Origin of the sequence: Streptomyces sp. NPDC005263, assembly GCF_042872365.1 — a bacterium.
Classification (GTDB): Bacteria; Actinomycetota; Actinomycetes; order Streptomycetales; family Streptomycetaceae; genus Streptomyces.
This window is the reverse complement of record NZ_JBIAKJ010000003.1, coordinates 854257-866723: the sequence shown is the minus strand read 5'-3', so window position 1 is coordinate 866723 and position 12467 is coordinate 854257. Positions and strand designations below refer to the sequence as shown.

Below are 12467 nucleotides of genomic sequence, written 5' to 3'. Positions count from 1 at the left end.
CATCACGGAGCGTGCCGGTGCTATTACACGAAAGAGCGGGGTTGGATCACCCACGACTGGGCAGACACGCCTGTCCGTCGGCGGTTCCTGGCGGTGACAATGGATCCGTGACCAGCCTCGCCTCCCTGCGCCCCCGGCTCCCCTCCCCGTTGCAGGAGATCGAGGACGACCGTTTCACCCGGTACGGCGTCGGTCTCGTCCTCAAGCGCGACGACCTCATCCACCCGGAGCTCATCGGCAACAAGTGGCGCAAGCTCGCGCCGAACCTCACCGCGGCGGCCGGGCGTACCGTCGTCACCTTCGGCGGCGCGTACTCCAACCACCTGCGCGCCACGGCCGCCGCGGGGCGCCTCCTCGGCCTTCGCACCGTCGGTGTGGTGCGCGGTCAGGAACTCGCCGGCCGCCCGCTCAACGCCTCCCTGGCCCGCTGCGCGGCCGACGGCATGCGGCTGCATTTCATCGACAGGTCGACTTATCGTCGCAAGACCGAGCCGAAGACCCTGGCGGCCGTGGTGCGCGCGGCGGGCGCCGAGGACGCGTACGTCGTGCCCGAGGGCGGCAGCAACGCCCTCGCCGTGCGGGGATGCCTGGCCCTGGGCGAGGAGCTGCGCGACCACGCCGACGTCGTCGGGCTGGCCTGCGGCACCGGAGGCACGCTCGCGGGGCTGGCGGCCGGACTCGGCCCCGATCGGCGCGCGCTGGGCGTCCCCGTCCTCAAGGGGGGCTTCCTGGACGGCGACATACGGGCCCTGCAACAGCAGGCCTTCGGCGGCTCCCGCGGCAGCTGGAGCCTCGACGAGCGGTTCCATTTCGGCGGCTACGCCCGCACCACCCCCGAACTCGACGCCTTCGCCGCGGACTTCGAGAGCCGCCACGGCCTGCCGGTCGAGCGGCTCTATGTCGCCAAGTTGCTGTACGGACTTGTTGTCCTCGCCCAGGAGGGCCACTTCACGCCGGGAACCACCGTGGCCGCGGTGATCACGGGTCGGCCCTAGCAATCAGGCGGTCAGGCGACCCGGCCAGGCGGTCAGGCGGTCAGTGGGTGGCGGAAGCCCGCGGGGCGCGCGGCCGGGGTCCCCCCGTCCTCCAGCAGTGGGTGCTCGGGGGCGTCCACCCACACCTGGAGGGAGTCCCACCAGACCACCACCGGGGCGTCCTGGGAGGCCGGGTGCTCGGCACTGCCGATCGCGTGCACGTTGTAGCCGACCAGGTAGACGAGCATCACGGCGGTGACCGCCTTGAAGGACACCCGCGTGCAGGCGCGCATGCCCCGGCCCAGGCTCTGCCCCGCTGTCTTCGTCCAGTCGGAGACGTTCTCGGCCCACTGGCCGTACATCCGGAGCACCAGCGGAATACCCCGGCCCTGCCGGAGGATCAGCAGGGTGCACGCGTACTCGGGGGCGAGGAGCACCGTCGCGACGAGCGCGGACAGTTTCGTTCCCGTCCAGTCGGCGGTGCCGCCCGCACGCGGTACGACATGGCGCAGGACGAGCCAGAGCACCACGATCGCCGCGAGGATCAGCAAGGGGACACGTATCGGATAGACGAACCAGGAGAAGGCCTCGGTCCACACGTCCACGAGGAGGTTGAAGATCTCGATCATCGAGCCGGCCCCGTCAGTCGTCTTCACGGCGTGGCTGTCCGGCGTCGTCGTCCTTGTCCGGGCCCGGCCCGCGGTCGCGCCGGTCCTCGTACACGCCGTCGTCCTGGCGACGGGCCCTGCGGTCCCGGCGGCGGGACCGGCCCTCGCCGAGCTGGCGGGGGACATTCGCCGAGGCCGCGGGCGGCAGCTGGGTCGCCGAGCTCGGCAGGGTGTTACGGATCTGGGTGAGCAGCTCGTTGACCGCGTGGGCCCGTTCGTGTTCCTCGCTCGAGTCGGACCCGGCCACCGCCTTGACGATCTCCAGGTGGGCGAGCATCGCCACCCGCTTGTCCTCCCGGAGGTCCCGGTAGAACTCCATGGCGGCCTCGGGGTCCTTGCTGAGCGCCTCGGCCATCAGGCCCATCTCGCCCTCGTTGAGGATCGCGGCCGCGTTGGTGCGCTGCATGCTGCTCAGCGTGCCGGTACGGGTGATGTCCGTGGCCTCGGCGTCGGGCCGCAGGGCGCAGGTGACCTCCAGGACCTCCAGCAGTCCGTCACCGAGGTGTACGGTCCACTGCTCCCGAGCTGCCCAGGACTCGAACTCCCCGACCGCGTCCAGTCCGTAACCGCGTGCGGCGCTGTTCAGGCGCGGCACGATACGGCGCTTGAGGATCTTCGGTACGTCGAAGGGGGCCTGCTCGGCCGCCAGCCGGGCGTCGGCGATGCGCCAGACCACCTCGACCTGGCCCTGGAAGCGCAGCCCCTTGTCCGCGCTCTCGAGTTCCACGTCCAGGGTGGTGCCCAGTTCCCTCAGGTCCACGATCCAGTACTGCCCCTTGGGCCGGAACCAGCCGATGCCGGACGGGGGCACCTCCCCCCTGGGCAGGGGCTGGAGTTGGTTGCCGAGTTGGACCACCGCGCATTCACCGGCTCCCGGGCGCGCCCGGTCCTCGATGTCGCGCGGGCGGGTCACCGGAAAGGGTCCGCGCACCGGCCCGTTGGTCATGGCCACACTGGCTCCTGTCGTTCGTGTCGTTGCCGCTCAGCGCAGCGCGTCCAGCTCCTCGAGGGCCAGTTGCGCGGTGTAGGACGGGGTGGACGGCCCATGGGCGAGCCGCTGCAGGTAGTGGTCGAACCGTCGGAAGTCGCTGCCGTCCACGATCAGTTCGTCGACGAGGTCGAGCAGTGCCTCGCGGCACTCGCCGTTGCGGTCGGCCTGCCGGATCCAGGACTCCAGGACGTCGAGCGCCTCCCTGGCCGTGGCGCGGTGCGCGAGGGCGGACCGCCAGAGGTCGACGACGTCATCGTCGACCTCGGCGGCGCCGCCCGGGCCCTGGGGACGATCGTGGTCCGTCGAACCGCTCCGTCCGAACAGCCACAGGACGGTGGGCCAGTTCACGGCGTCCGGTCTGCCGTCCGCGCCATACAGGCGGCAGACCCGTAGGAACGCGGCGAGAAGCTGACCGCGGGAGGGGTCGTCGGCGCCGTCGAGCCAGGTGCCCATCGCCTCCAGGACGAGCGTGGACAGCCCGCTGGTGAACGCGGCGGACAGCCCCACCCTCGTCGACCAGGCCACGCCCCCGTCCTTGGTGTCCAGCAGCTCGCCGAGCCCCTGGATGCCGACGACCGGCTGTACGGGGCTCACCGCGAGCCCCCAGGCGAGAGCGGCGGTCATGCGCCGGTACCGGTTGGGGGCCGCGCCCCAGGACTCCACCAGGCCCAGAGCGTGTCCGGCGACGGCGGGGTCGCGCACCGCGACGGAGAGCGCGATGGCCGCGGCCACCCGGTCGCGCTGATCGGTCGAGAGGGACCACGGCTGGAGCACCTCCTCCGCGATCTCGACGAAGCTCAGCAGGGACAGCCGGCCCACGCACACCGCCGCGCGCCGCCGGACCGCCGCGTCGGGGTCGTGCACGAGGTCGGAGAGCCAACGCAGCAGCTCGAAGCCGTCGTAATCCAGCCACATGGCGTCGATCAGCGCCGGTGCCAGTCCCCGCGCGGAGAAGTCCACGACCTCCGCCGGACTGCTGCCGTAGCGGGTGTGCACCGTCCCGGTGGCGGTGACGGCTCGTACCGCGTCCAGTCGTTGCCTGCGGGTGACGGCGAGGAACGGGCGCGGACGGGCTCCGTCGTGTGCCATCGCCTCGTGCACGACGTCGGCCAGCCGGTTCTCCAGCCGGGTGACCGTGGCGTACGGGAACCCGCCGAAGAACGCCACGGCGAGTGCCAGTTCCCGGGGCAGCTCCGGGTTCTTGAGCAGGTCCGCCGCGTCCTGTTTGAGGCGTACGGCGACCTGGGCCATGCACTCGGCCACGGTCACCGATCCGTCGGCGGTCCGCGCCAGTTCGCGGGCGGTCTGTGCGATCTCCGTCGGCGTCGGACTGTTCGCGAGCCACTCGGTCACCTCCTCGTGGCCGAGCAGGGTCTCCGCGTGCGAGCGCCGCTGTGTGGGCAGCCGGTGCCGCAGGTGGCTGCGCAGCAGACGGGCGCCGTCCGGACGTGCGTCCACCGACACCGTCCACGCGGCCGTGTCCGGCGGAGCGGGCGAGTCGTCGTCGACCGTCAGCACCAGGAAGGCGTCCCGGTCGGTGAGTATCTGCGACAGCTTGGACAGGGTGAAGCCGCTCAGGGGGCGGTCCGCCCGCGCCGGCCCGGTCTCCAGGACGTAGGCGCACCTGGCGGCCACGTCCTGCGCGACGAGGGCGTCCGGATCGGTGCCCGGGTGGAGGAGGCGGCACTGCCCGTCGGGCGGCGCGAGGGTGACGGCCACGGCCGTGGCGAGAAAACGCAGGCCGCTGTGGCGGGGACCGCGCAGCACCAGGACTCGGTGGCGGCGCAGCGTGCTCTCCGCGTCCTGAGCGCAGGACGGACGCACGTAGACCTGCTCCATCTCCCTCAGGTCGGCGTCCGTGAGGCGGTACCAGCTGGGGCGGCGGGCGGGGCGCCCGGCCATGTTGAGGATGAACTGGTCGCCGCCCACGATCGACTCGGCCCGCACCCGGCGTCGGAAGGTCATCGACCCGGCGCCGTCGAAGCGGCCCACGTCGTTGTCCAGGTCGGAGCGCAGCCGGTGCATGTCACCCGGCTCGAACTCCTCCTCGTCGGCACCGGCCGCCTGGTCGCCGGTCGCACCGGGCCCGCCACTCGCGGGATCGTCGTCCTTCGGGTCGGTCGCGTCGGCGGGGTCCGGGGACTCCGGTGGACTCACCGGATGTTCCACTGTTCGCCGCTGACCACGTTCTTGGCCCGCACCTGCCCGTTGAAGGTGATACCCGGCCGGGGACGCTCGTCGGAGGATGCGGAGGCGCCGCCGTCGCGGCGAGGCGCCTGGTCGGCCTGTCGCGTCTGCGAGGGCTCGGTTTTCGGTGCGGGCCGCGGGGTGCGGGCGGCCGGAGTCAGCCAGGTGGCCACCTTCTGGCCACCCTTGACGGTCAGCTCGCTGGGCGTGAAGGCGTCCGGGTCGAGCTCGCCGTGCCCGTGCCGGACGGCGCCGTGCCAGATGCTCTCCGACACCGCGAGCACGTACGGCGCACCGTTGTCGACGAGCTCGGAACGCAGCTGCTCCGCGTCCAGCATCCCGTGCAACAGGTTGACGTCCGCGCCGTCGGCGTCGCCCCCGTCGGGGGTGGGCACGAGGTATCCGCCGTGCACGACCAGCCGCAGTACGAGCTGGAGCGCCTCGGACGACTGCTTGTTGTGGCGCCTCAGCAGGCCGGGGAGTCGGCCTGTGACCGCTTCCACCACGGGGACCGGAGAGACACCAGGACGGAAGTCGTACCGACCGCCGTCGCCGCGGCTGCGGAGCGCGTACGAGTCCTGGTCGACGCCCTGCTGTCCCAGGGCCTCGGCGATCAGCCTGGTCTGTGCGGCGCGCAGCGTCGGCAGGACGCTGTCGTCACGGGTAGGCCGGGACGAACCCTGGATGTCGAGGCCGAGCATGACGTGATGAACAGGAAAAACACCGGAAGTTGTCAAGCTCCTCGTCCCCCAAGGTCAAGCACCCCAGAACGCCCCGCCATGGATGGGTGAGGTGGCGGAATTCCGCCACCTCGACGGGGAGAAAGCAGAGATTAACCAGGAAACCGTACGCCGAGCCAATGGATCATCAGATCATGCCCAAAGGATGACAATCAGTAGCGACAGCAGGGTTCCACCCGCTACCATCGCCCACGCCAACGCGACCCGGAAGGTGACGTACTTCAGCTCCGCGATGACCGCGAGGTCGACCGCGTGCTGCCACGCCTCAGCCCGCGCCCGCCCGCTCTCCCCGCCCGGTCCCGCAGCCGGCTCCGGAGCGCCGGTACGCCGCGCGAGCGCCGGCCAGCCGTACCGTGTCGGCAGGCCCGTCGTCGACTTCGGGGCCAGCGTGCGGAGGATGAACCAGCCGGACATCGCCACCGAGATCATCACCAGATGCGCCAGCAGCAGGATCAGGGTTTCCCGGACCGTGTGCGGCGGAGCCATCGTCCGCAGCGGGGCCGCCTGGGTCAGGAGCCCGGCGACCAGGACCCCCAGGCTCGCGGCCAGCAGTCCCGCCTTGGTGTCGGCCGCGACGATCCACGCGCTCACCTGGTTGATCGCGAGCGTGGCGTCCGCCCCGGGCTCGCACGCGTCCTGCATCAGGCCCCCGCCCCCCGTCCTGCACACCGGGATCACCATGTACGGGGATCACCGTCATGACCACATTAGGGGGAAACGACCCTTCTTCACACCGCTTCCCGATAAGCCGCCGCTTCCTCCAGGTCCAGCCTGCGCAGCAGGGTCCGCAGCATCTCGTCGTCGATGTACCGGGCGTCGCGCAGCCTGACGAACACCGCGCGTTCGGCGCCGATCATGTCCCGGGACAGGCGCCGGTAGGCGTCGTCGACGGTCTCACCGGTGAGCGGGTTGACCTGGCCGAGGCGTTCCCAGACCGCGTTGCGGCGCCGCTCCAGGACCGAGCGCAGACGGTCGGCCAGTGGCCCCGGAAGGGCGTTGTGCTCGTCGGAGAGGAGTTCGTCCAGGCGCCGCTCGGCGGCCCGGGAGGCCTGCGCCTGGGCGTTGGCCTCCGCGAGGGTCTCGGCCTGCGCGTCCCGGCCGGGGAGCTTCAGGAGACGGACCAGCGAGGGCAGGGTGAGGCCCTGGAGGACCAGGGTCCCGATCACCGTGGTGAAGGTCAGGAAGAGGATGAGGTTGCGCTCGGGGAAGGGGCCGCCGCCGTGCACGGTCAGCGGGATCGAGAAGGCGATGGCCAGGGAGACCACGCCCCGCATGCCCGCCCAGGCTATGACGAACGGCGCCTTCCAGGTCGGGTTGGCCTCACGTTCCCGGATCCGCGCCGACAGCCTGCGAGGCAGGAAGGTCGCCGGATACACCCATACGAAACGGGAGACGACCACCACGAGGAACACGGCGATCGCGTACCAGGCGGCACTACCCCCCTCGTACGGGCCCAGACCCTTGAGGATCACCGGCAGTTGCAGGCCGATCAGGGCGAACACCGCGGACTCCAGGACGAAGGCGACCATCTTCCAGACGGCCTCCTCCTGGAGGCGGGTCGCGAAGTCGACCTCCCACGCGCGATGTCCGAGATAGAGCGCCACGGTCACGACCGCGAGGACACCGGAGGCGTGCACCTGCTCGGCGGCCGCGTACGCGACGAACGGGATCAGCAGGGAAAGGGTGTTCTGCAGCAGCGCCTCCTTGAGGTGGGTGCGCAGCCAGTGGATCGGCACCATGAGCACCAGACCGAAGCCGACGCCGCCGACCGCCGCGAGCAGAAACTCGCCGATCCCGCCGGCCCAGGTGGCGCCCTCACCGACCGCCGCCGCGAGGGCCACCCGGTAGGCCGTGATCGCGGTGGCGTCGTTCACCAGGGACTCGCCCTGCAGGATCGTGGTGATCCGGGACGGCAGCCCGACCCGGCGGGCGACCGCCGTGGCCGCGACGGCGTCCGGCGGCGCCACCACCGCGCCCAGCACCAGCGCCGCGGTCAGCGGCAGGTCCGGCACGATCAGGTAGGCGGCCCAGCCGACGGCGAAGGTCGCGAAGAGGACGTACCCCACGGACAGCAGCGCCACCGGCCGCAGCTGCGCCCGCAGGTCCAGGTAGGAACTGTCGGCGGCCGACGTGTACAGCAGCGGGGGCAGCACGAGGGGCAGCACGACATGCGGGTCGAGGGTGTACCCGGGGACCCCGGGGACATAGCTGACCGCCAGCCCGGCCGCGACCAGCAGCAGCGGCGCCGGAACCGGGGTACGCCGAGCCGCCGCCGCGACCACGGCACTGCCCGCCACCAGCAACAGCAGTGGCATCACGTCCATGCTTCCCGCCCACCCTCATCCGTCGTCGGGTGCCGCCCGCGCCTTTTCGCGCCGCCGTCCGCACACCCGTCGTAACCTGGCAATCATGAAACAGTGCACGCACGCCGACGAGCTGCCGCACCCCGAACCGGAGCCGCTGAGCGACACCTGTACGGAGTGCCACGCGACCGGCACCCATCCGGTGCAGCTGCGACTGTGCCTGACCTGCGGCCACGTCGGCTGCTGCGACTCCTCGCCGGGACGGCACGCGACAGAGCACTACAAGGACACCGGACATCCGATCATGCGGACGTTCGAGCCCGGTGAGGCATGGCGGTGGTGCTTCGTCGACCACGTCCTCGTATGACCCCCGACCGACCCCAGATCGGGACGGTTCGACCGTCTGACGTCTGGGTACGTCAATCCGGCGCGCGCTCTTCCCAATTGGGCCCGCAGACCCCCTAGCCACGGAGCGTATCCGTGTGTTTACTATGAGTGACAGCAAGGGGCTGGGGTCCCGGGGACAGGAAAGTTCAGAGCGCGGTAGCGTCACCGCTGAACCATGTATCGCGTTATCCCGGGGGGCGACCCTCGGCCCCTGAAAAGCTTGTACCACCTTGGAGGTGAGGGTGTCCCAGATCGCAGGCGAGCCCGCGACCCAGGACTTCGTCGAAGTCCGGCTGCCGGCCGAGGGTGCCTACCTGTCGGTGCTGCGTACGGCCACGGCCGGTCTCGCGGCCCGTTTGGACTTCACCCTCGACGAGATCGAGGACCTGCGCATCGCGGTGGACGAGGCGTGCGCGATTCTGCTCCAGCAGGCCGTGCCCGGCTCAGTCCTCAGCTGTGTGTTCCGCCTTGTCGACGACTCGCTGGAGGTCACCGTCTCGGCGCCGACCACTGACGGTCACGCCCCCGCGCGGGACACCTTCGCGTGGACCGTGCTGTCGGCCCTCGCCGGCAAGGTCTCCTCGGCCGTCGACGAGGACAAGACCGTTTCGATCAGCCTCTACAAACAGCGCGGCGCGGGACCCGGGCCGGCGTGAGGAACGGGGACGGGCCGGTGCGGGACGAAGAGCGCGGCACACGGGAGCAGCCCGCCGCCACGGGCACGGGCGGTCCGAACACATCCCGACGCATGGCGGACGGCATCGACGGCATCCCCGAGCAGGCCCGGCCGCACCCGGAGGACGACTCCTCGGAGGCGGGCCTCCTGGAGGACGGGCAGCATGACCGGGAAGGTGCTGTGCAGAGCACGCCTGCGGACGGACGGATCGAGGTCACCCCTGTCCGAGCCGAGGCGAGGGCTCGGGGAAGGGCGACGGGCGGGACGATGAGCGAGCACCAGCGAAACTCCGAGGACGACGCGAAGGTCGCGCAGCGGGTGCAGGCCACCCGGCACGACCATCAGGACCGCAGCGGGGCGCGCGCCAGGTTCGTCGAACTGCGGGCCCTGAAGGAGGGCAGCCCGGAGTACGCGGAGCTGCGCAACCAGCTGGTCCGTATGCACCTGCCGCTCGTCGAGCACCTCGCGCGCCGCTTCCGCAACCGCGGTGAGCCGCTGGACGACCTCACCCAGGTCGCCACCATCGGCCTGATCAAGTCGGTGGACCGTTTCGACCCGGACCGCGGCGTCGAGTTCTCGACGTACGCGACACCGACGGTCGTCGGAGAGATCAAGCGGCACTTCCGCGACAAGGGCTGGGCGGTGCGAGTACCGCGCAGGCTCCAGGAGCTGCGGCTGGCCCTGACGACGGCCACGGCGGAGCTGTCCCAGCAGCACGGCCGCTCTCCGACGGTGCACGAGCTGGCCGAGAAGCTGGCCATCTCGGAGGAGGAGGTCCTGGAGGGCCTGGAGTCCGCCAACGCGTACTCCACGCTGTCCCTGGACGTCCCCGACACCGACGACGAGTCCCCGGCGGTCGCGGACACCCTGGGCGCGGAGGACGAGGCGCTGGAGGGCGTCGAGTACCGCGAGTCCCTCAAGCCGCTCCTGGAGGACCTGCCACCGCGCGAGAAGCGGATCCTGTTGCTGCGCTTCTTCGGCAACATGACCCAGTCCCAGATCGCGCAGGAGGTCGGCATCTCGCAGATGCACGTCTCACGCTTGCTGGCCCGCACGTTGGCCCAGCTGCGGGAGAAGCTGCTGGTGGAGGAGTAGTCGGCCGCCGACCGGGACGCGGCAACACCGGACGACCACCCGTCGCGCGAAGGGTGGTCGGCGGGACGGCCACTCGCCGGGACGGCCACTCGTCAGCACGGTCGGTCGCCGGGGCGGTCACTCCACCGGACCGGTTACTTGCCGGATTCCTGCCTACGACCCGGCCCCTTGATCCCAAGGGCCTGGGTCGTCGCCCCGTTCACCAGCAGCACCAGCGCCGCGATCGCGACCACTCCGAGCGCGATCCCCGCCGGGATGGCCACACTGTCGGCCTGGAGCAGGTTGTAGGCAACCGGCAAGGCCATGATCTGGGTGATCACGGCAGGCCCGCGGCTCCAGCCGCGCCGACCGAGAAGCCCGCGCGCGGCGAGCAGCGGCAGCAGCGCGAGCACGATCAGAGTGATGCCCCCGGTGACTGCCGACCGCTGGTCGTCCGGGTCCCCCGCGAAGCCCTCCACGAGCATCCAGGCACCGCCGACGACCAGGGCCAGCCCCTCCAGCGCGGTCAGTGCCGCCGCGGCGACCAGCCGACCGGGACGGGGACCCTCCGGCCCGCCGGATTCCGCTGCGGAAGTGGGGTTCTGCTCAGCGCTCACCCCTGAAGGGTAGCTCTCGGTCCGTACGGCCTCGTGGCGAGGTTCACGCCCGAAGTCTTACTTGATCCCTACCTCGCCCTGTGCCCGGTACCACCCAGTAGGTACGCTGCAACCCATGCGTGCACTTCTCGTGGTCAATCCGGCGGCAACCACCACAAGCGCACGTACGCGCGATGTCCTGATCCACGCGCTCGCGAGCGAGATGAAACTGGACGCGGTCACCACCGAGTACCGCGGCCACGCACGTGACTTGGCCCGGCACGCCGCGGAGAGCTCCGACGTCGACCTGGTGGTGGCCCTCGGCGGCGACGGCACGGTCAACGAGGTCGTCAACGGCCTCCTGCACGCGGGTCCGGACCCGCAGCGCCTGCCCGGCCTCGCGGTGGTCCCCGGCGGATCCACGAACGTCTTCGCCCGCGCCCTGGGCCTGCCCAACGACGCCGTGGAGGCCACCGGCGCCCTGCTGGACGCCCTGAGCGAGGGCAGCGAACGCACCGTGGGCCTGGGGCTGACCTCGGGCACCCCGGGCACGGAGGACGAGGCAATACCCGCGCGCTGGTTCACCTTCAACGCGGGGCTCGGATTCGATGCCGGCGTCGTCGGGCGAGTCGAACAGCAGCGTGAACGTGGCAGGAAATCCACCCACGCTCTTTATGTGCGTCAGGCCATGCGTCAGTTCTTCGGCGAGGCCCACCGCCGCCAGGGAACCATCACGCTGGAGCGTCCGGGCGCGGACCCGGTGACCGATCTGGTGCTGTCCATAGTTTCAAACACCTCTCCGTGGACCTTCCTGGGTAATCACCCGATGTACGCCTCACCTAAGGCCTCGTTCGATAAAGGCCTCGACGTACTCGGCCTCAGCCGCATGACGGCACCTGCGGTTGCCCGGTATGGCACCCAGTTGCTCACTTCGTCCCCCGAGCGTGGACCACATGGCAAGCACGCGGTCTCCCTCCACGACATGGACCAGTTCACCTTGCATTCGAAGGTGCCGCTCCCCCTCCAGATGGACGGCGACCACCTAGGGCTCCGTACGAGCGTGACGTTCACAGGCGTTCGCCGTGCACTGCGTGTGATTGTGTGAGCAGAAAGGGCTGAAGTCCTTTCACTCGAACGTTTAGGCCAGGATCCACCCCATGGAAGTACGGCTGTGACCTAGTCGACACCGAGGAATCAAAAAAAACTTTCCGGTAGGGGTTGTATCCGCCGCTGAGGTTTGCGAGTCTCTACGTGGCGATCGGGACGGCCCGCAACACCAGCCTCCACTGATCGCCAGAACCCCTCTTCAAACCACAGGACCACGGTCGGCAAACCCGACGGGCGGCCCTTCACTTGTTGAGGGATTCGTGAAAGCGTTCACATTCACAAGCAACCCGCACGTAATACCAAGGAGAGGTAGCAGCCATGGACTGGCGTCACAACGCCGTTTGCCGCGAGGAAGACCCCGAGCTCTTCTTCCCCATCGGCAACACCGGTCCTGCGCTGCTGCAGATCGAGGAAGCCAAGGCCGTCTGCCGCCGCTGCCCCGTCATGGAGCAGTGCCTGCAGTGGGCGCTCGAGTCCGGCCAGGACTCCGGCGTCTGGGGTGGTCTCAGCGAGGACGAGCGCCGCGCCATGAAGCGCCGCGCCGCCCGCAACCGGGCCCGTCAGGCAACTGCCTGACACACCCGCCCCGCGACAGCCTGGCTTGGCGGCGCGTACAGCGAGTACGCATCTCCCGCTCCCGAGCCGCAGCGCGCAGTACCCCCGATGCGCAGCGAATGCTGGCAACGAGCATGATGAGCCCCGGACCCCTGAACGGTCCGGGGCTCTTTGCTGTGCGCACGGGCTCCGCTGCGGTGACGGGCCCG

13 protein-coding genes are annotated in these 12467 nt (G+C 70.5%); 6 read left to right on the top strand and 7 right to left on the bottom strand.

Features of this window, described 5'->3' with window-relative positions; translation table 11 throughout:
- Positions 1–107: 107 nt before the first annotated feature.
- Positions 108–995 carry a 1-aminocyclopropane-1-carboxylate deaminase/D-cysteine desulfhydrase gene (locus tag ACFYRY_RS17615; protein ID WP_389145706.1) on the top strand — a complete coding sequence of 296 codons (888 nt, stop codon included), beginning with the start codon at positions 108–110 and terminating at the stop codon, positions 993–995.
- 32 nt (positions 996–1027) lie between these two features.
- Here ACFYRY_RS17615 and ACFYRY_RS17610 read toward each other — a convergent pair whose 3' ends face one another.
- The 6 genes from ACFYRY_RS17610 to ACFYRY_RS17585 all read right to left on the bottom strand — a co-directional run bounded on the left by ACFYRY_RS17610 (position 1028) and on the right by ACFYRY_RS17585 (position 7884).
- Positions 1028–1630: a hypothetical protein gene (locus tag ACFYRY_RS17610; protein WP_389145703.1), complete on the bottom strand. Its 603-nt coding sequence runs from the start codon at positions 1628–1630 to the stop codon at positions 1028–1030.
- Entirely contained in the window at positions 1617–2588 is a 972-nt protein-coding gene (locus tag ACFYRY_RS17605; RefSeq protein ID WP_389145700.1) for a hypothetical protein, read from the bottom strand. Before ACFYRY_RS17605 ends, ACFYRY_RS17610 begins: the two co-directional genes overlap by 14 nt.
- 36 nt (positions 2589–2624) lie before the next feature.
- Positions 2625–4790 carry a hypothetical protein gene (locus tag ACFYRY_RS17600; protein ID WP_389145698.1) on the bottom strand — a complete coding sequence of 722 codons (2166 nt, stop codon included), beginning with the start codon at positions 4788–4790 and terminating at the stop codon, positions 2625–2627.
- Entirely contained in the window at positions 4787–5521 is a 735-nt protein-coding gene (locus ACFYRY_RS17595) for a hypothetical protein (RefSeq protein ID WP_389145695.1), read from the bottom strand. Before ACFYRY_RS17595 ends, ACFYRY_RS17600 begins: the two co-directional genes overlap by 4 nt.
- Before the next feature lie 171 nt (positions 5522–5692).
- Positions 5693–6229: a hypothetical protein gene (locus tag ACFYRY_RS17590; protein ID WP_389145692.1), complete on the bottom strand. Its 537-nt coding sequence runs from the start codon at positions 6227–6229 to the stop codon at positions 5693–5695.
- Between the two features lie 59 nt (positions 6230–6288).
- The gene (locus ACFYRY_RS17585) at positions 6289–7884 is read right to left on the bottom strand and encodes a Na+/H+ antiporter (RefSeq protein ID WP_389145689.1); all 1596 of its coding nucleotides are present in this window, start codon (positions 7882–7884) and stop codon (positions 6289–6291) included.
- Between the two features lie 85 nt (positions 7885–7969).
- Between ACFYRY_RS17585 and ACFYRY_RS17580 the strand changes: the two genes are divergently transcribed.
- The 3 genes from ACFYRY_RS17580 to ACFYRY_RS17570 all read left to right on the top strand — a co-directional run bounded on the left by ACFYRY_RS17580 (position 7970) and on the right by ACFYRY_RS17570 (position 10021).
- Positions 7970–8230 carry a UBP-type zinc finger domain-containing protein gene (locus ACFYRY_RS17580; RefSeq protein ID WP_389145686.1) on the top strand — a complete coding sequence of 87 codons (261 nt, stop codon included), beginning with the start codon at positions 7970–7972 and terminating at the stop codon, positions 8228–8230.
- Between the two features lie 262 nt (positions 8231–8492).
- Positions 8493–8906, top strand: a complete 414-nt coding sequence (locus ACFYRY_RS17575) for an anti-sigma regulatory factor (RefSeq protein ID WP_389145684.1) — start codon at positions 8493–8495, stop codon at positions 8904–8906.
- 17 nt (positions 8907–8923) lie between these two features.
- Complete coding sequence (locus ACFYRY_RS17570; RefSeq protein ID WP_389145681.1) at positions 8924–10021, top strand: RNA polymerase sigma factor SigF; 1098 nt, start codon at positions 8924–8926, stop codon at positions 10019–10021.
- Between the two features lie 134 nt (positions 10022–10155).
- Here ACFYRY_RS17570 and ACFYRY_RS17565 read toward each other — a convergent pair whose 3' ends face one another.
- A complete protein-coding gene (locus ACFYRY_RS17565) occupies positions 10156–10617 on the bottom strand; it encodes a hypothetical protein (protein ID WP_389145679.1) in 462 nt (153 codons plus the stop codon).
- 115 nt (positions 10618–10732) lie between these two features.
- Between ACFYRY_RS17565 and ACFYRY_RS17560 the strand changes: the two genes are divergently transcribed.
- Together ACFYRY_RS17560 and ACFYRY_RS17555 are read left to right on the top strand one after the other, a co-directional pair.
- Complete coding sequence (locus ACFYRY_RS17560; protein ID WP_389145676.1) at positions 10733–11701, top strand: diacylglycerol/lipid kinase family protein; 969 nt, start codon at positions 10733–10735, stop codon at positions 11699–11701.
- Between the two features lie 320 nt (positions 11702–12021).
- Positions 12022–12279 (top strand): WhiB family transcriptional regulator, encoded by a 258-nt coding sequence (locus tag ACFYRY_RS17555; RefSeq protein WP_006380970.1) that lies wholly within the window; start codon positions 12022–12024, stop codon positions 12277–12279.
- Positions 12280–12467: the final 188 nt, after the last annotated feature.

Bases quoted from the DNA above. Each gene is read 5' to 3' on its own strand.
- ACFYRY_RS17605 (WP_389145700.1), bottom strand. From the start codon at position 2,588: ATGACCAACGGGCCGGTGCGCGGACCCTTTCCGGTGACCCGCCCGCGC.
- ACFYRY_RS17595 (WP_389145695.1), bottom strand. From the start codon at position 5,521: ATGCTCGGCCTCGACATCCAGGGTTCGTCCCGGCCTACCCGTGACGAC.
- ACFYRY_RS17585 (WP_389145689.1), bottom strand. From the start codon at position 7,884: ATGGACGTGATGCCACTGCTGTTGCTGGTGGCGGGCAGTGCCGTGGTC.
- ACFYRY_RS17580 (WP_389145686.1), top strand. From the start codon at position 7,970: ATGAAACAGTGCACGCACGCCGACGAGCTGCCGCACCCCGAACCGGAG.
- ACFYRY_RS17560 (WP_389145676.1), top strand. From the start codon at position 10,733: ATGCGTGCACTTCTCGTGGTCAATCCGGCGGCAACCACCACAAGCGCA.
- ACFYRY_RS17555 (WP_006380970.1), top strand. From the start codon at position 12,022: ATGGACTGGCGTCACAACGCCGTTTGCCGCGAGGAAGACCCCGAGCTC.